This window comes from Streptomyces sp. NPDC058308, from assembly GCF_042880275.1.
Lineage (GTDB): Bacteria > Actinomycetota > Actinomycetes > Streptomycetales > Streptomycetaceae > Streptomyces.
In genome coordinates this window covers 207,964-226,369 of the sequence record NZ_JBHVZA010000012.1, presented here as the reverse complement: position 1 = coordinate 226,369, position 18,406 = coordinate 207,964, and the positions used below count along the sequence as shown (strand labels likewise).

The 18,406-nt window shown below is 71.6% G+C and carries 14 protein-coding genes; 12 read left to right on the top strand and 2 right to left on the bottom strand.

What is annotated here, in order from left to right:
- Nucleotides 1-98 precede the first annotated feature (98 nt).
- The 12 genes from ACFVYL_RS18830 (at nt 99) to ACFVYL_RS18775 (ending at nt 13,774) form a co-directional block, all read left to right on the top strand.
- Nucleotides 99-863 carry an IclR family transcriptional regulator gene (locus ACFVYL_RS18830; protein ID WP_389717273.1) on the top strand — a complete coding sequence of 255 codons (765 nt, stop codon included), beginning with the start codon at nt 99-101 and terminating at the stop codon, nt 861-863.
- 403 nt (nt 864-1,266) lie between these two features.
- A complete protein-coding gene (locus ACFVYL_RS18825) occupies nt 1,267-2,058 on the top strand; it encodes an MIP/aquaporin family protein (protein ID WP_389717271.1) in 792 nt (263 codons plus the stop codon).
- A 70-nt stretch (nt 2,059-2,128) separates the two neighbouring features.
- Nucleotides 2,129-3,676, top strand: coding sequence for a glycerol kinase GlpK (glpK, locus tag ACFVYL_RS18820; protein WP_389717268.1), 1,548 nt, complete (start codon nt 2,129-2,131; stop codon nt 3,674-3,676).
- Nucleotides 3,677-3,681: 5 nt separating this feature from the next.
- Nucleotides 3,682-5,292 carry an FAD-dependent oxidoreductase gene (locus ACFVYL_RS18815; RefSeq protein WP_389717265.1) on the top strand — a complete coding sequence of 537 codons (1,611 nt, stop codon included), beginning with the start codon at nt 3,682-3,684 and terminating at the stop codon, nt 5,290-5,292.
- Nucleotides 5,293-5,437: 145 nt separating this feature from the next.
- Nucleotides 5,438-6,211, top strand: coding sequence for a purine-nucleoside phosphorylase (locus tag ACFVYL_RS18810; RefSeq protein ID WP_389717263.1), 774 nt, complete (start codon nt 5,438-5,440; stop codon nt 6,209-6,211).
- 89 nt (nt 6,212-6,300) lie between these two features.
- On the top strand, nt 6,301-7,650 hold the full coding sequence (locus ACFVYL_RS18805; RefSeq protein ID WP_389717262.1) for an amidohydrolase: 1,350 nt from the start codon (nt 6,301-6,303) through the stop codon (nt 7,648-7,650).
- On the top strand, nt 7,647-8,276 hold the full coding sequence (locus ACFVYL_RS18800; protein WP_389717260.1) for a sulfite oxidase-like oxidoreductase: 630 nt from the start codon (nt 7,647-7,649) through the stop codon (nt 8,274-8,276). The genes ACFVYL_RS18805 and ACFVYL_RS18800 overlap by 4 nt, the downstream gene beginning before the upstream one ends.
- The gene (locus ACFVYL_RS18795; protein ID WP_389717259.1) at nt 8,269-9,036 is read left to right on the top strand and encodes a ferredoxin reductase; all 768 of its coding nucleotides are present in this window, start codon (nt 8,269-8,271) and stop codon (nt 9,034-9,036) included. The genes ACFVYL_RS18800 and ACFVYL_RS18795 overlap by 8 nt, the downstream gene beginning before the upstream one ends.
- 132 nt (nt 9,037-9,168) lie before the next feature.
- Nucleotides 9,169-9,840 carry a FadR/GntR family transcriptional regulator gene (locus ACFVYL_RS18790; RefSeq protein WP_389717257.1) on the top strand — a complete coding sequence of 224 codons (672 nt, stop codon included), beginning with the start codon at nt 9,169-9,171 and terminating at the stop codon, nt 9,838-9,840.
- 175 nt (nt 9,841-10,015) lie between these two features.
- Nucleotides 10,016-11,032: a PAC2 family protein gene (locus ACFVYL_RS18785; RefSeq protein WP_389717254.1), complete on the top strand. Its 1,017-nt coding sequence runs from the start codon at nt 10,016-10,018 to the stop codon at nt 11,030-11,032.
- Between the two features lie 268 nt (nt 11,033-11,300).
- Complete coding sequence (locus tag ACFVYL_RS18780) at nt 11,301-13,058, top strand: S8 family peptidase (protein WP_389717251.1); 1,758 nt, start codon at nt 11,301-11,303, stop codon at nt 13,056-13,058.
- Nucleotides 13,059-13,153: 95 nt separating this feature from the next.
- Nucleotides 13,154-13,774 (top strand): hypothetical protein, encoded by a 621-nt coding sequence (locus ACFVYL_RS18775; protein WP_389717248.1) that lies wholly within the window; start codon nt 13,154-13,156, stop codon nt 13,772-13,774.
- A gap of 90 nt (nt 13,775-13,864) precedes the next feature.
- Here the strand turns inward: ACFVYL_RS18775 and ACFVYL_RS18770 are convergent, their stop codons facing one another.
- Nucleotides 13,865-16,936 carry an NPCBM/NEW2 domain-containing protein gene (locus ACFVYL_RS18770; protein WP_389717245.1) on the bottom strand — a complete coding sequence of 1,024 codons (3,072 nt, stop codon included), beginning with the start codon at nt 16,934-16,936 and terminating at the stop codon, nt 13,865-13,867.
- A gap of 146 nt (nt 16,937-17,082) precedes the next feature.
- The gene (mshC, locus tag ACFVYL_RS18765) at nt 17,083-18,312 is read right to left on the bottom strand and encodes a cysteine--1-D-myo-inosityl 2-amino-2-deoxy-alpha-D-glucopyranoside ligase (RefSeq protein ID WP_389717243.1); all 1,230 of its coding nucleotides are present in this window, start codon (nt 18,310-18,312) and stop codon (nt 17,083-17,085) included.
- Between the last annotated feature and the right edge of the window lie 94 nt (nt 18,313-18,406).

Here is an 18,406-nt window from a genome sequence, read left to right as displayed (position 1 = left end):
ATTAGCGAGAGGTCGACAACGACCGATAGTGTTCAGCATTGCCGAACGTCGACACAGGTGCGGCGACATAGTGCGAGGGGACGGAGGTCGGGGCTGCGATGGCACGCAACATCCAGTCGCTCGAGCGGGCCGCGGCGGTACTGCGACTGCTCGCGGGCGGCGAGCGGCGGCTCGGCCTCTCGGAGATCGCCTCCACCCTCGACCTCGCCAAGGGTACGGCGCACGGGATCCTGCGCACCCTCCAGGCGGAGGGCTTCGTCGAGCAGGACTCCGCGTCGGGCCGTTATCAGCTGGGCGCGGAGCTGCTGCGCCTCGGAAACAGCTATCTGGACGTCCATGAGCTGCGGGCCAGGGCCCTGGTGTGGACCGACGACCTGGCCCGTTCCAGCGGCGAGAGCGTGCACCTGGGCGTCCTGCACCAGCAGGGCGTGCTCATCGTCCACCACGTCTTCAGGCCCGACGACAGCCGCCAGGTCCTGGAGGTGGGGGCCATGCAGCCGCTGCACTCCACGGCGCTCGGCAAGGTCCTCTCCGCGTACGACCCGGTCGCGCACCACGAAGCCGTCGAGGCCGAGAGCAAGACCTTCACCGTGCACACGGTGACCGACCCGGACGCCTTCGAGGACGTCCTCGACGTGACCCGCGCGCGTGGGTACGCGGCGGACGTCGAGGAGACCTGGGAGGGCATCGCCTCCGTCGCCGCCCCCATCCACGATCGTCGGCGGATGCCGGTGGGCGCGGTCGGCGTCACCGGCGCGGTGGAGCGTGTCTGCCGGGACGGGGAGCTGCGGCCCGAGCTGATCGCCGCGGTGCGGGACTGTGCGCGCGCCGTCTCCCGCGATCTCGGAGCCGGTCGCTTCTGAGGCGGGCCATCGCCCCCCCCCACCCACTCGTAGGACCCGCGGGCCCACCCGCCGCCACCCCCTGCCGCCTGCCCCCTGTCGCCGCCCCGCGCAGCCTCAACATGCAGGTGGCACCCAGCCGCGCGACGATCGACAGGCGTACGCGGGCCCCGGACCGGCAGGCGCGGTCCGATAAGGCGGAACGATCAATAACGATCGTGTTTTCAATAACAGAACTCTTGACGAGCAAGTAACCACGGGGTGAGACTCGCGTCCATCGGTCGGCATTGTCGAACACCTAACGGCATTACGCGCTAGAGTGTGACAAGGCCAAGGGCCGGCACAACGACCTCACCTGAGGTCGCGAACCACCGGAGGGACCCGGGGTTCGCCTTCCCCTGGACGAAGGACAAAGGAGTCGCGGGTGTCCAGCTCCGACATCTTCATCGGCGAGACCATCGGTACCGCCGTGCTCATCCTGCTGGGCGGTGGCGTGTGCGCCGCCGTCACGCTCAAGCGCTCAAAGGCCAAGGACGCCGGCTGGCTCGCCATCACCTTCGGGTGGGGCTTCGCGGTACTGACCGGCGCCTACCTCGCGGGCGGCGTCTCCGGTGCCCACCTCAACCCGGCGGTCACTCTCGGCCTCGCCATCGAGGGCGGCACCAAGTGGAGCGACGTTCCGCTGTACCTGGCCTCGCAGCTGCTTGGCGCGATGATCGGCGCCGTGCTGGTGTGGGTCACCTACATGGGCCAGTTCAAGGCCCACCTGACCGACCCCGAGATCCTCGCGGCGCAGCCCGTCGAGGAGGGCATGGTCGACCAGAAGGCCGCCCCCGCGGCCGGTCCGGTGCTCGGCATCTTCTCGACCGGCCCCGAGATCCGTCACTACGTCCAGAACGTGCTCACGGAGATCATCGCCACGGTCGTCCTGGTTCTCGCCATCCTGACCCAGGGCCTGAACGACGGCGGCAACGGCCTCGGCACCCTCGGCGCCCTGATCACCGCGCTCGTCGTGGTCAGCATCGGTCTCTCCCTCGGCGGCCCCACGGGGTACGCGATCAACCCCGTCCGCGACCTCGGCCCGCGCATCATCCACTCGGTGCTCCCGCTGCCGAACAAGGGCAGCTCGGACTGGTCGTACGCCTGGGTGCCGATCGTCGGTCCGCTGATCGGCGGCGCCATCGCCGGCGGTCTCTACAACGTCGCATTCAAGTAGACCCGCGACAGCGACCGATGACCGCCACAGAGGCCAGAGAGCCGACAGCAAAGAACTTCTGGAGCACACCGTGACCGACGCACACACCGCAGGCCCCTTCATCGCCGCCATCGACCAGGGCACCACTTCGAGCCGCTGCATCGTCTTCGACAAGGACGGCCGGATCGTCTCGGTCGACCAGAAGGAGCACGAGCAGATCTTCCCGAAGCCGGGCTGGGTCGAGCACGACGCCGCCGAGATCTGGACCAACGTCCAGGAGGTCGTCGCCGGGGCCGTCTCCAAGGCCGGCATCACCCGCGACGACATCAAGGCCATCGGCATCACCAACCAGCGTGAGACCACGCTGCTGTGGGACAAGAACACCGGCGAGCCGGTGCACAACGCCATCGTCTGGCAGGACACCCGCACCGACGCGCTCTGCAAGGAGCTCGGCCGCAACGTCGGCCAGGACCGCTTCCGCCGCGAGACCGGCCTCCCGCTGGCCTCCTACTTCGCCGGTCCCAAGGCCCGCTGGCTGCTCGAGAACGTCGAGGGCCTGCAGGAGCGCGCCCACTCCGGCGACATCCTCTTCGGCACCATGGACTCCTGGGTCATCTGGAACCTGACCGGCGGTGTCAACGGCGGCAAGCACGTCACGGACGTCACCAACGCCTCGCGCACGATGCTGATGAACCTGCACGAGATGCAGTGGGACGAGCGCATCTGCCAGTCCATCGGCGTCCCCATGCAGATGCTCCCCGAGATCCGCTCCTCCGCCGAGGTCTACGGCGAGGTCACCGGCGGACAGCTCGGCGACCTGCTCGGCGGCATCCCCGTCGCCTCCGCGCTCGGCGACCAGCAGGCGGCCCTGTTCGGTCAGACCTGCTTCGACGAGGGCGAGGCCAAGTCCACGTACGGCACCGGCACCTTCATGCTGATGAACACCGGTGACAAGGCCATCAACTCCTACTCCGGGCTGCTGACCACGGTCGGCTACCAGATCGGCGACCAGAAGCCGGTCTACGCCCTGGAGGGCTCCATCGCCGTCACCGGTTCGCTGGTGCAGTGGATGCGCGACCAGATGGGCCTGATCAACTCCGCCGCCGAGATCGAGACGCTCGCGTCGTCGGTCGAGGACAACGGCGGCGCCTACTTCGTACCGGCCTTCTCCGGTCTGTTCGCCCCGTACTGGCGCTCCGACGCCCGCGGTGTGATCGCCGGTCTCACCCGGTACGTCACCAAGGCGCACATCGCGCGCGCCGTCCTGGAGGCCACGGCCTGGCAGACCCGCGAGATCACCGACGCCATGACGAAGGACTCCGGCGTCGAGCTCGCGGCCCTCAAGGTCGATGGCGGCATGACCTCCAACAACCTGCTGATGCAGACCCTCTCGGACTTCCTCGACGCACCGGTGGTGCGCCCGATGGTGGCCGAGACGACCTGCCTCGGTGCCGCCTACGCCGCCGGTCTCGCCGTCGGCTTCTGGTCCTCGACCGACGAGCTGCGCGCCAACTGGCGCCGGGCCGCCGAATGGACCCCCCACATGGACGCGGGCACCCGCGACCGTGAGTACAAGAGCTGGCTCAAGGCCGTGGAACGGTCGATGGGCTGGCTCGACGAGAACGCTGCCGAGGAGTAAGAACCATGACCACCCTGCAGAGCGTCCCTGCCCTCGGGACGCATCCGGCTGCCGGTTCCCACCAGAGCCGCGCCGAGACCCGGGAGCAGCTTTCCAAGGCGACGTACGACCTCCTGGTGATCGGCGGCGGGATCCTGGGCATCTCCACCGCCTGGCATGCCGCGCAGTCGGGACTGCGGGTGGCCCTGGTGGACGCCGCCGACTTCGCCGGCGCCACCTCCTCCGCCTCCTCCAAGCTTCTCCACGGCGGTCTGCGCTACCTGCAGACCGGCGCGGTGAAGCTGGTCGCGGAGAACCACTTCGAGCGGCGCGCGGTGTCCCGTCAGGTGGCCCCCCACCTGGCGAACCCCCTCACCTTCTACCTGCCGGTCTACAAGGGTGGCCCGCACGGCGCGGCCAAGCTCGGCGCGGGCGTCTTCGCCTACTCGGCGCTCTCCGCCTTCGGTGACGGCGTCGGCCACCTGCTCAGCCCGTCGAAGGCCGCGCAGGACGTGCCGGAGCTGCGCACGGACAACCTGAAGGCCGTGGCCGTGTACGGCGACGACCAGATGAACGACGCCCGCATGGCCCTGATGACGGTCCGCGCGGCCGTCGAGGCCGGTGCCACCGTCCTCAACCACGCCGAGGTCACCGGACTGCGCTTCACCAAGGGCCGGGTCACCGGCGCGGAGCTCAAGGACCGCATGAGCGGCGACGAGTTCGGCGTCAACGCCCGCCTGGTCCTGAACGCGACCGGCCCGTGGGTCGACCACCTGCGCAAGCTGGAGAACCCCGACGCGGCGCCCTCCATCCGGCTCTCCAAGGGCGCGCACCTCGTCCTCAAGCGCACCGCCCCCTGGAAGGCCGCGCTGGCGACGCCGATCGACAAGTACCGCATCACCTTCGCCCTCCCCTGGGAGGACATGCTGCTGCTCGGCACCACGGACGAGGAGTTCGAGGGCGACCCGGCGGACGTGCGCGTCACGGAGGCCGACACCGCCCAGATCCTGGACGAGGCCGCGTTCTCCATCCGCGACCAGCAGCTGTCGCGCGACCTGATCACGTACTCCTTCGCGGGCCTGCGGGTGCTGCCCGGCGGCCCCGGCGACACCTCGAAGGCCAAGCGCGAGACGGTCGTCACCGAGGGCACCGGCGGCATGCTGTCGGTGGCCGGCGGCAAGTGGACGACGTTCCGCCACATCGGCCGTACGGTGATGAAGAAGCTGGAGTCGCTGCCGGGCCACCCGCTCGGCGACGACTACGAGCCGGTCTCCGAGCTGCCGAAGAAGCTGCCGCTGCCCGGTATCGCCAACCCGCGCGCGGTCGCCCACCGCCTCCTGGTCGACGGCCCGGCCCCGGGCCCGCGGATGGCCGCCGACACCGCCCAGCACCTGGCGACGCACTACGGCTCGCTCTCCTTCGACATCGCCCGCCTGGCGAACGAGAACCCGGAGCTCGCCGAGCGCGTCCACCCGGACGCCCCGGAGATCTGGGCCCAGGTCGTCTACGCCCGTGACAACGAGTGGGCCGAGACCGCGGACGACGTGCTGCGCCGCCGCACCACGCTGACGATCCGCGGCCTGGCCACGGACGAGGTGCGCGGCAAGGTCGAGGACCTGCTGGGCAAGAAGGCCTGACCGGCAGGAGCCTGCCGCGGGTCGAGCAGGTGAGTGTCGAGTAGGTGAGTAAGGGGCGGTCCCCATGGGGGGCCGCCCCTTACCGTGGCCGGTGCTCATAGGGGGCCGCCCCCTACTGCGCCCGGTGCTGCGTACGATCACCCGCGTGAGTTCTCCCTTGACGTCACCCTCCGACGCGCTGCCCATCACCCGAGTCCCCCGCACCGGCCTGCCCGCGCGCGCGGTGGTCGTCGGTGACCCGGGGCGGGCGTCCGCCGTCGCCGACCTCCTGTCCGACGCGAAGGAGGTGTCGTACCACCGCGAGTACCGCACCTTCACGGGCAGTTGGCGGGGCACGCCGGTCGTCGTCGCCTCGCACGGCGTCGGCGCCCCCGGCGCGCTGCTCCTCTTCCAGGAGCTCGCCGAGGCGGGCGTCGCCACGATTCTGCGGCTCGGCACGGCGGGCGCGATCCGGCCCGGCATCCGCGACGGCGATCTGGTCATCGCGGACGCGGCGGTACGCGACGACGGCGTGAGCCAGCAGTTGATCCCCGCCGAGTACCCGGCGTTCTCCGCGCCGGAGGCGGTTCTCGCGCTGCAGCGCGCGGCGCGGGCGGCCGGCGCCCCGCACCACCGCGGTGTGGTGTGGACGCGGGCCGCGTTCCAGCCGGGCTTCCTGCCGCTGCCCGGCGAGGCGTACGCGCGGGCCGGGATCGCCGCGATCGAGATGGAGCTCTCCGCGCTGCTCGTCTTCGCCGCCACGCACGGTCTGACCGCGGGCGGGGCCCTGGTCGTGGACGGCGCGAACGCCGACGAGCTGGTCGACAAGGACGCCACCGGCGGCTACGACCCGCACCGCGACGTGGTCGCCCTCGGGGTGGAGCGGGGCGCCCGGATAGCCTTGGACGCGCTGCGTCTGCTGGCCGCGGCCGAGCACTGACCGACGAGCGCTGAACGACGAGCAACCGAACGACGAGCAACCGAACGACGAGCACCGAACGACGGAAGACCAGGGAGAGCGCGACCCCGATGCATGCCACTGACCTGCCGGTCCAGGACCGCGGCGGCCCCATTGACCTGCTGGTGCACGGCGGGGACGTACTGACCGTCGACGCCGCGGGCACCGTCGTGGCGGACGGCGCGGTCGCCGTCCGCGGGGGCCGGGTGGTCGAGGTGGGGTCCGCGGAGCGGCTGCGCACCTCGTACGAGGCGGCGCAGGAGATCGACGCGCGCGGCTGCCTCGTGCTGCCGGGCCTGATCAACACGCACACCCATCTCGCGATGACGCTGCTGCGCGGCATCGCCGACGACGTGACGCTGCAGGGGTTCCTGGCCCGCGTGATACCGCGCGAGGCCGAGCTGCTCTCGCCCGAGACGGTGACGGCGGGCATCCGGGGCGCCATCGCCGAGTCCGTGCGCGGCGGAGTCACGACCGCGCTCGACATGTACTGGTTCCACGAGGCGGCCGAGGACGTGGCCCGCGAGGCCGGGTGGCGGCTGCTCAGCGGCCCGACGTTCATGGACGTGCCGGTCCCGCCGGACGGCCGCCCCTACGCCGAGCGGCTCGGCTGGGCGACGCGGTACCTCACCTCCCGCAAGGGGGCGCCGGGTACGCGCCCGGTCGTCTTCGCGCACTCCGCATACACGCTGGACCCCGGGCAGCTGACGGCGATCGCCGCGCTCGCGCGTGAGCACGGCGCGCTGCTGCACCTGCACGCCGCGGAGAACGCGGGCGAGGTGGGAGTCGTCACCGAGCAGCACGGCATGCGGCCGGTGGAACTGCTCGACTCGCTCGGCGTGCTCGGCCCCGACACGCTCCTCGCGCACGCCGTGGACCTGACCGACGCGGAGATCGCGACGCTGGCCCGCACGGGTACGGGGGTCGCGCACTGCCCGGTGTCGAACCTGAAGCTGGGCTGCGGCATCGCGCGCGTGCCCGAGCTCCTGGCGGCGGGTGTCACGGTCGGCCTCGGCACGGACGGCGCCGTGAGCTCCAACACGCTGGATCTGCTGGGCGCGGTGCGGGTCGCCGCGCTCGTGCACAAGGCGGGCGGCGACCCGACGGCGGTCGGCGCCGAGCAGGCCGTGCGGATGGCGACCGTCGAGGCGGCGCGGTCCCTCGGCCTCGGCGACCAGCTGGGTTCGCTGGAGGCGGGCAAGCGCGCCGATCTGATCGTCCTCGATCTGGCGCGGCCGCACCTGGCGCCCCGGCACGACCCGTGGTCGACGCTCGCGTACGCGGCGTCGGCCGCCGACGTCCGCGACACCGTGGTGGACGGCCGCGTCCTGATGCGCGACCGCGCCCTGCTGACCCTCGACGAGCCCGCCGTGTTGCGGGAGCTGACCGCGGCCGCCGAGCGGGAGACGAGCGCGGTATGACCCCGGGCACCGACTTCGAACCGACCCGCGGCTTCACCGGCCGCGCCCGCGCCGCCGACCGCGACCCGCGGCTGCCGCCGGGACAGTACGACGCGGGCGACACCTGGCCCGTCCTGTCCGCCGAGGTGACCCCGCAACTGGCCGCCGCCGACTGGACGTTCCGGGTCGACGGGCTCGTCGCGGCCCCGCGGACCTGGACCTGGGACGAGGCGCACGCGCTGCCCGCCGCCGAGTACCGGGGCGACATCCACTGCGTGACGAGCTGGTCCAAGTTCGGGGTGCGGTTCGGCGGGGTGAGCCTGGACTCGTTCCTGGCGGTGGCCCGCCCGCTGCCCGGGGCGACGCACGTCATCGCGTACTCCCACACCGGCTACACCTCGAACCTCCCGCTGGCCGACGTGAGCGAGGGCAGGGCGTGGATCGTGTGGGAGTACGGCGACGCGCCGCTGCCTCCCGAGCACGGCGGTCCCGCCCGCCTCATCGTCCCCCATCTCTACTTCTGGAAGAGCGCCAAGTGGGTGGCGGGGCTGCGGCTCACCGACCGCGACGAGCCGGGCTTCTGGGAGCAGAACGGCTACCACCACCGGGGCGACCCGTGGGCAGAGGAGCGCTACCGCGGTGACTGAACCCTCGTACACCCCCGAGGCGGCGCCGTTCGTGCCGCCGACGGCGTTCGCCGTACCCGGCCGCATCGACGTGAGCAGTCGCTCGGCGGCCGTGTGGCAGCGGGCGACCGTCGTGGAGATCCGCCGCGAGACCCCGCTCGTCTCGACGTTCCGGCTGAAGGTGCCCGAGTGGGAGGGGCACGTTCCGGGACAGCACCTGATGCTGCGGCTGACCGCCGAGGACGGCTATGTCGCCCAGCGGCACTACTCGATCGCGTCCGCGCCCGACGGCAGCGGTGAGATCGAGCTGACCCTGGACCATGTGCCGGGCGGTGAGGTGTCGGGCCACCTGCACACCGTGGCGCGCGTCGGTGACACCGTCGAGGTGCGGGGGCCGCTGGCCGGCTTCTTCGCCTGGCCCGGCGACCGTCCCGCGCTGCTGCTCGGGGCCGGCTCGGGCGTGGTGCCGCTGATGTCGATGGTCCGCCACCGCCGCCTCGCGGGACTGGACGTGCCGCTGCGTCTGATCGTGTCGGCGCGCACTCCCGAGGACCTCATCTACGCGCACGAGTACGCCGACGAGACCACCGTCGTCCTGACCCGTTCCGAAGGCCGCCTGAACGCGGGGCACTTGGCCGGTCTCCTTGCCGCGGCCGGACGGCCCGAGGGCGGCTGGGAGGCATACATCTGCGGCTCCAACGGCTTCGCGGAGCACGCCTCGCGACTGCTGGTGAGCGGCGGCCAGCCGGTGGACCGGATCAGGATCGAACGCTTCGGCTGACGCCCCGGGACCTGCCCTCACCGAAAGAGGCGGATCTCCGTACTCCCGTGCAGGACTGCCGGACCGCGGGCCATAATCGCCTGATACATCGGATGTCTTTCTGACACTTTCGACTGGCGAGGCGAGGTCCCCATGGCTGTCACCGACGAGGCCATCGAGAAGATCAAAGGCATGATCGTCTCGGGTGCCCTGCGCCCCGGCGACCGGCTGCCCAAGGAGAGCGAACTCGCCGCCGAACTGGGCCTTTCGCGCAACTCCCTGCGCGAGGCGGTGCGCGCCCTGGCACTGATCCGCATCCTCGACGTGCGCCAGGGCGACGGCACGTACGTCACGAGCCTGGACCCCCAACTCCTCCTTGAGGCGCTGAGCTTCGTCGTCGACTTCCACCGCGACGACACGGTCCTGGAGTTCCTCGCCGTGCGCCGCATCCTGGAACCGGCCGCCACCGCGATGGCCTGCGCCCACATCTCCGACGGCGAACTGGACGTGCTGACCGAGCAGTTGGACGCGCTGGGCGACGCACCGTCCGTGGAGGAGCTGGTCGCCTGCGACCTGGAGTTCCACCGCGGCATCGTCCAGTCGTCCGGCAACTCCGTCCTGTGCTCCCTGCTGGATGGCCTGTCCGGACCCACCACGCGGGCCCGCGTCTGGCGCGGCCTGACCCAGGAGGACGCCGTCAGCCGCACACTGCACGAGCACCGGGCGATCCTCACCGCGCTGCGCGACCGCGACGCGGAGGCAGCCAGGTCGTGGGCGACGGTGCACATCGCGAGCGTCGAGCAGTGGCTGCGTTCGACGCTGTGAGATCACTCCGCTCCCCTGCGTGAAGGCGCCGCGCCACCCGGCGCGAAGCCGCCGTTTCCCGGCCCCGAGCGTGGGCAGTGATCACTGCATTCCCCGTGCAAGGGGGCTGCGGACGGACCCCGCCGACGCCGTAAGGTTGGGGGGTAAGCAAGGGAACGTCGAAAAGGAGGCCTGGGTGATCGAGCTCGAGGGGGTTCCCGAGCTGGTCGACCCGGTCATGGTGGCCGCGTTCGAGGGCTGGAACGACGCCGGCGACGCCGCCTCCGCCGCGGTCGCGCATCTCGACAAGGAGTGGAAGGGCGAGGTGTTCGCGGCGCTGGACGCCGAGGACTACTACGACTTCCAGGTCAACCGCCCGACGGTCTGGCTGGACGGCGGGGTGCGGAAGATCACGTGGCCCACGACCCGGCTCTCGGTGGTGCGCGTCGGCGGCGACAAGCCCCGCGACCTGGTTCTGGTCCGGGGCATCGAGCCGTCCATGCGCTGGCGGTCGTTCTGCAACGAGATCCTGGGCTTCGCGCACGAGCTGGGCGTCGAGCTGGTGGTGATCATGGGTGCGCTGCTCGGCGACACCCCGCACACCCGCCCGGTTCCGGTCAGCGGCGTGACCTCCGACCCGGACCTGGCGCGCACCATGGACCTGGAGGAGACCAAGTACGAGGGCCCGACCGGCATCGTCGGCATTCTCCAGGAGGCGTGCACGCACGCGGGCGTGCCCGCCGTCAGCCTCTGGGCGGCCGTTCCGCACTACGTGTCGCAGCCGCCCAACCCGAAGGCCACGCTGGCACTCCTCAACCGCCTGGAAGACCTGATCGGCCTGCGGATCCCGCTGGGCGAGCTGACCGAGGACGCGCGGGCCTGGCAGGTGGGCGTGGACCAGCTGGCGGCCGAGGACAGCGAGGTCGCGGAGTACGTCCAGTCGTTGGAGGAGGCCCGGGACACCGCGGAGCTCCCGGAGGCGTCGGGCGAGGCCATCGCCCGCGAGTTCGAGCGGTATCTGCGCCGCCGCGACGGGGGCGAGGGAGGGGCGTACCTGCGGGACACCCCGAGCGACCGCACCCGGCCCCCGAAGCCGAAGCCCACGCAGCGGCCCGGGCAGGGCACGGAGGGCGAGAGCGACAGCGACGACTCCGGCAGCCCGTCCGATTCGTCGGAGTCAGGCTCGTCGGAGTCCGATTCGTCGGACGACTGAGGCTTTCCTCCGCGTCTCCACCACATCGCGGCACATCGCGTCGAACGTCATGAAGGGGCGGCACCCGCACGGGTGCCGCCCCTTCATGACGTTCATGGCCGATTTGCACGGGGTTCCCTCTTCAACTTCTCTTCAAACTCTATTGCGCAAAAGTGGGGTGGACGGCTCGGTCTGCCCGTAGCAGGGTGTGCCCCGAAGACCTCGCCGAGCGCACAGCACGGCAGTACGGCAGCACGGCACCCGAAGGATGGAAGGGAGCGGTGAAGCGATGACCGAGCAGGCAGACCCGGCACGGGACCCAGGAGCGAGCGGGCCCGGCCCCGACGGAATGGGATTCACCTACCGAGGAGCCGAGCAGGAACTGATCGTCGTCGCCCGGCCCGAGGCCCGGCTCCGCGCCGGCGAGCAGGACGTCCGCTCGGCCTCCGGCGCCGACGTGTCGGCCCTGAACATGTTCCTGTCCGACGAACAGCTCACCCTGGAGCCCCTCTTCGGCAACGAAGAGCGGCTGCGGGCCGCCGCGCCCGCGGCGGCGGGCGAGGAGGACATGCCCGACCTGGCCCTCTTCTACCGCGTCCGCGGCGGCGAGGACCGGTCCGAGGAGCTGCGCTCGCGAATGGCGGCGCTGCCCGGCATCGACACGGCGTACGTCAAGCCGGGCGCCGTACCGGCCTCCATCGACCCCTCGCCGACCCGGCCGCAGGACCTCGACGAATCGGCCGGGCGCCGCAAGGAGGGCATGCCCGTCACGCCCGACTTCACCAGCCGCCAGGGGTACTTGGACCCGGCGCCCGAGGGCATCGGCGCACGCTGGGCGTGGCAGCGCCTGGGCGGCTCCGGCGAGGGCGTCACCGTCGTCGACGTGGAGGGCGCCTGGCAGCTGCGCCACGAGGACCTCGCCGCGAAGCTCGCGGGCGTCATCGTCGGCAGCCCCATCGAGGACCTGGCCTGGCGCAACCACGGCACCTCGGTGATCGGCGTCATCGGCGGCGACCGCAACAGCCTCGGCATCACCGGCATCGCGCCGGAGGCCGTGACGGCCCTCGCCTCGTTCCAGCCCCTCGGCACGGCGGCCACCATCCTCGCCGCGGCCGAGCGGCTGAACCGCGGTGACATCATCCTGCTCGAACTGCACCGCCCGGGGCCGAAGTTCGACTTCGAGGCGCGGGACGACCAGAAGGGCTACATCGCCATCGAATGGTGGCCCGACGACTACGCCGCGGTCCGGTACGCCACCGCGAAGGGCGTGCTCGTCGTGGGCGCGGCGGGCAACGGCGCCGAGTCCCTGGACGACGCGGTCTACGAGCGGCGCCCCGACGGCTTCCCGTCCTGGTGGCGCAACCCCTTCAACCCGGGCAACCGCTCCTCCGGCGCGGTAGTGGTCGGCGCGGGCGCGCCCCCGCCCGGCACCCACGGCCGCGACCACGGCCCCGACCGCTCGCGCCTGGCGTTCTCCAACTACGGCGCCCGCGTGGACGCGCAGGGCTGGGGCCGCGAGACCACCACGACCGGCGGCTCCTGGAACGAGCCCGGCGATCTGCAGGGCGGCGCGGAGGAGCTCGCCTGGTACACGGACACGTTCTCCGGCACGTCCTCCGCGTCACCGATCGTCGTCGGCGCCCTGGCCGCACTGCAGGGCATGCTGAAGGCGGCGGGCCGGCCCCCGATGGCCCCGGACCGGGCCCGCGAGGTGCTGCGCCGCACGGGTTCGCCGCAGCAGGACGCCCCGGGCAGGCCCGCCTCGCAGCGGATCGGCAACCGCCCCGACGTCAAGGCCGCGGTCACGCACCTGCTGCCGTCCGCGGTGGGTTCGGGGCAGGCCGAACGGTACTGGGACGAGCTCCTCCCGTATCCGCCGGAACTCCCCCCGAGGCTGCGGCTGTTCGTGGCCGGGGAGTGGCGCAACCTCGCCAACCCCTCCCCCGAGACGCGGCAGGCGGTGCACGCCGCCTTCGCGGGGGGCCGTCCGGACGTCCGCGTCTGGTTCTCGGACGACGAGATCGTCGGCCTGGTCATCACGGGCTGACCCGGAAGCGGCACGACAGCACGTCCGATCGATGAACATTCCCGCACTCCAGCACCGCTGAAGGACCACAACCATTGAGGGAAGGTGGCACACGCATGAGCACCACCCCGCAGATGAGTCAGTTGGGCCAGCAACAAGAGCGGCAGTACGGGCCCCAGCAGTACGACCAGCCGTTCGGCCAGCAGTACGGCCAGCAGCAGTCCGGCCAGCAGCAGAGCCCGACCACGGCCCCGCCGCAGCAGCAGTACCAGCAACAGCCCTTCGGCCAGCAGCAGTCCGGTCCCCAGCAGGGAATCCAGGGCCAGCAGAGCCAGCAGGGCATGCAGCAGGTGCCGCCGCAGCTGCGCCAGCAGCTCGGTCAGCTCGGCCGGCAGCAGCCGTTCCAGCACCTGCTCCAGCAGTTCGGCCAGGGCCAGGAGCAGATGTCCCAGGCGCAGCAGCCGCAGGGACAGATCCCGCAGGCGCAGGCGCCGGAGATCTCGACCCAGGCCATCCAGTCCAACGTCGCGACGGCGTTCTGGGACGTCGTCCAGCCGCTCCCGGGCCAGGCGTCCATCCTCTACCTGTACATCGCCAACGCCTGGCGTGCGTACATCGACCCCGGGCCCCAGAGCCACGACCAGGTCCAGGAGGCGTTCGCCTACGGACAGCAGGTGATCGGGTACTACGACGGCAACAACCCCGACTACCTGCTGGCCATCGTGATCACCAAGTGACCCGCGCGAGCGTCACGCGTCTCGCGTGACCGTACGGCGGCGCCGGGCGGAGACCTTCCCGCCCGGCGCCGCTCTCCTGTCTCCGACCGACTACCCGGCCGGCCGCGCGCAGGTGAACCGGGCCGCGGCCCAGTCGGCGTGGTCCCCGCTCCTGGAGCCGTTGGTGTCGGTCACCTTCAGCTGCACGTGCCGGGCGCCGCGCACGTCGACGTCGACCGGGACGGTCGCCGAGGCGCCCGTCACCTTCGGCGAGGTCCACAGCACCTTGCCGTCGGCCTCGACCGAGAAGGCCACCTCTCCGTAGCCGTTGATCTCGTCGTCGATGCCCGCGTCCGCGGTGAACTTCGAACAGCGGCCGCCCGGGTAGACCTCGATGACGGAGTCGGCGTGCGTGCCGATCCCCTTCTCGTACGTCGTCCCGGCGAGGGTCAGCGTCCGGCCGTCACCCGCGCCCGACTCGCCGTTGCTGCGGTCGCGTTCGGCGGGCCCGTAGCCGTTGGTGGACTTCAGCCACGTCATGTCGCTCGCCCAGGTGTCCTTGTCCGGCGCCTCGGGCATCACGCCGAGCGAGAACCGCCCGGTGGCGGTGCGTTCCTGGCCCGCCGAGCGGTAGCGGGCGCTCGCGGTGAGCGACAGGTCGCCGGGCTCGGCGTCCTTGGCCGGGGTGACGGCGAGTTCGACGCGGCGCGTGGCGCCCGCCGGGATCCGGCCGGCCTCGGCGGCGGTGACGGTCCAGCCCTTCGGCGCGTCGAGCGTGACGTCGACGCCGGTGGCGTCCTTCGTGCCCGCCGTGACGTCCACGGCGACCTTGCCGGGCGTGCCCGCGCCGAGCTCCTGGCCTGCCGGGACGCTGACCACGGCGTTCGCGCCAGGCACCGCGCCGCCGACGGCGCTGGTGTCGTCGAGCGTCAGCTCGAAGGAGCGGTCGGTGCGCAGGGCGGCCGTCTTCACCTTCACGACGCCGCCCCGGTCGTCCCGGTCGTAGAACCAGCCCTGCCGGGCGCTGTCGTACGCGCTGCGCGAGGCGAGCCGCGGCAGCCGGTGCCCGTCGAGCGCGACCCGGCTCGGCGCGTCGCCGGTGTGCAGCGTGAACGCGTAGGGCCGGCTGCTCTGCTTCCCCGTGAACTCTCCCCTGCTCGCGCCGACCCGCACGCTCACGTCACCCGCGCCGGAGCGCGGCGCCCGCACGTCCGCGCGCTGCGTCGCGTACTTTCCCCCGCGGTGCTGCCGGGTCACGCCGTCGTCCTCGTACAGCTCGAAGGAGGACCTGCCCTGCGGGTAGATGTCCCAGGCGAGCGGGGAGTCCGCCGTCCGGTCCTGGTAGGAGCGGATGCCGCCGGGCCACATCGGCACGCTGGCGCCGCCCTTGACGAAGAGGGGCAGCGTGTCGAGCGGCGCGCTGTATCCGTCGATCGTCGTCGGCCCCTGATAGGTCCGGCCGGTCCAGTAGTCGGTCCAGGTGCCCTTGGGCAGGTAGATGCCGTCGCGCGTGGCGGTGTCCTGGTAGACGGGCGCGACGAGGAAGTCCTCGCCGGTCAGGAACTCGTACTTGGCGGCGTCGGTCGCGGCCTTGGGGTCATGGGGGTACTCCAGGGCCAGCGGACGGACAGCGCCCACACCGGTCTCCGCCGCCTCGTGGGCGTACGAGTAGAGGTAGGGCAGCAGCGACTCGTGCAGCTTGAGGTACTTGCGGTTGATGGAGGTGTAGGGCTCCCCCTGCCGGAAGGGCTGCTTGTCGCTGGCGGCCCAGCCGTCCATCGTCATCGTGACGGGCAGGAACATCTTCCACTGCAGATCGCGTACGTACGTCTTGGGGCTGCCGCCGAAGATGCCGTCGACGTCACCGGTGGTGTACGCCATGCCGGACATGGTGGACCCGGCGTATGTCGGGATCTGCCAGCGGATGTACTCCCAGCTGCCGCTCTGGTCGCCCGACCACTGCACGCCGCAGCGCTGCGCGCCGGACCAGCTCTCGGGGGCCCAGGTGAAGCCGCGGGCGTCGCTGTTGTCCTCGATGCCGTGGTACGCGTCCTTGCAGCCGTCGAGCGCCTTCTTGTAGCCGTCGCCGACCCAGGCGACGTCGAGCTTGGCGACGCGCTGGCCCGCCCTGACCTGCTCGGCGATCTTGTCGAGCCCGTCCTCGGTCCACAGGCCCGTCTTCATCTTGCGCTCGGCGAGGCCCTTGGAGGTCTCGGAGAGGTTCTCGTAGCCGCAGCCGTAGCCGTCGTTGACGAGCATCCAGCCGTTGGGCATGTCGTGCTCGACGTAGCCGTCGGCGACCTTCAGGGAGTCCAGGGTGTGGCGCTCGCCGCGGTTGGCGTTGTGGAGGTAGCAGTCGGCGTCGCCGATCTCCATGCCGTAGACCGGCGGCATGAAGGGCTTCCCGGTGAGTTTCGTGTACTGCCCGATGACGTCCTTGGCCGCGTCGTCGCTGCGCCCCGCGAAGTAGTAGGCGTCGAAGCGCTGTTCCTTCGCGGTGGCGGTCACCGGCTCGGCGAAGTCGTAGGTGTTGGGGGCGTAGGTGTTGCGGAAGACGCCGTATCCGGCCGAAGAGAGGTAGAACGGGACGGAGTTGGGGTGGCCGCCGTCGTCCCATTCGTAGTCGACGCCGACCTCGACCTTCTTGCCGCGGTGCGAGGTGTTGCCGCGGCCGTTCTGCATTCCGGCGCCGTAGAACTGCTCGTCGGCGCCGCGCGCCAGGCTCTGCGTGGTGGCGTCCTTCGTCCAGGAAAGGCCCTTGGACTCGGCCCACACCCGGCTGCCGTCGGCGCGGTACAGGGCGAAGCGCAGCGGCGACTTGTAGGCGCGCAGCGTCACCTCGGCGGTGCTCAGCTCGTAACGGTCGCCCTTGTCCGCCCACTTGGTGCGCGGCGCCTTGCCCTGCGGCAGGACGATGTCCTTGCCCGTCGGGTCGGTGAACTTCCCGTCGGGCGCGAGTTCGAGCCGGAACGTCTCGGCCGACACGAAGCTGACGCGGGCCTCGGCCTCGCCCGCGGACAGGCGGTAGACGGGCCCCTCGTGGGCGAATCCGGTGACGTCGCCGACGGTGGTCGCGGGTTCGCCGGCGGCCTGCGCGGAACCGCTGCCGGGGCCCGCGAAGGCCGCGAGCAGGCCCAGGAGGGCGGCGGCCGCCACCGATCTGAAGCGCGTGGGAGATCTCATGGCGGAGGTCTAGCGCGTCAACGGGCCCCGGGGCCATGGACTTTGATGGGCCGCTCCTGGACTTCCGGAGCGGCCCATTCGGGTTCAAGCCCGTCCGGCGCTTGAGGACGAGCCCGAAGGGCGATGTACCTCAGCGAGGACGAGCGCTACAGGGCCACGCCAAGAAGCGCGTCCACGGCACGGGATACGACACCGGGCGCACCCTCGTCCGTACCGCCCTCGGCAGCCTGGCGCGCGGCCCACCGGTCGACGGCCGCGAGGGCCGACGGCGCGTCCAGGTCGTTCGCGAGCGCGTCGCGGATCTCCTCCACGAGCGCCTCCGCACCGGGCCCGTCGGGACGGGACACGGCCGCACGCCACCGGCCGAGCCGCTCGACGGCCTCCTCCAGAACCGCGTCCGTCCACTCCCAGTCCGCGCGGTAGTGGTGCGCGAGGAGGGAGAGGCGGATGGCGGCCGGGTCGACCCCGTCGCGCCGCAGCGCCGAGACGAAGACGAGGTTGCCCTTGGACTTGGACATCTTCGCGCCGTCGAGGGCGACCATGCCGGCGTGGACGTACGCCTTGGCGAAGGGGAACTCACCGGTCAGGGCCTGCGCGTGCGAGGCACCCATCTCGTGGTGCGGGAAGGCGAGGTCGGACCCGCCGCCCTGCACGTCGAAGCCCATGCCCAGGTGGTCGAGGGCGATGGCCACGCACTCGATGTGCCAGCCGGGGCGGCCGCGGCCGAGCGAGGCACCGTCCCAGCTCGGCTCGCCCTCACGGGCGGCCATCCACAGCATCGGGTCGAGCGGGTCCTTCTTGCCCGGGCGGTCCGGGTCGCCGCCGCGCTCGGCGGAGAGCAGCTTCATCGCGGCGGCGTCGAGGCCGGAGACCTCACCGAAGTGGGGGTCGGACTCGACGGAGAAGTAGACGTCGCCCTCCAGCTCATAGGCGGCGCCCATGTCCCGGAGGCGTTCGACGAGCGGCACGATGCCGGGTATCGACTCGACTGCTCCGATGTAGTGCTGCGGCGGGAGCAGTCGCAGGGCGGTCATGTCCTCGCGGAACAGGGCGGTCTCGCCCTCGGCGAGCTCGACCCAGTCCTTGCCGTCGCGGGTGGCGCGTTCCAGGAGCGGGTCGTCCACGTCGGTCACGTTCTGGACGTAGTGAACCTGCCGCTTGGTGTCGAGCCACACGCGCTGCACGAGGTCGAACGCGTTGTAGGTCGCCGCGTGTCCCATGTGGGTGGCGTCGTACGGAGTGATGCCGCAGACGTAGATACGGGCGACGGGACCGGGGGCAACGGTGACGAGGCCACCGGTCGCGGTGTCGTGGATCCGGAGGTCGCGGCCCTTGCCAGGAAGGGCGGGGACCTCAGAAGCGGGCCAGGCATGCATGCTCTGAGCCTAACCGGACGGGCCGTCCGTATACGAGTGGGGATCAACGAAACGGTGGCCGGTTCGTCACTCCCGCCGGGCCGGGCCGGGCGCG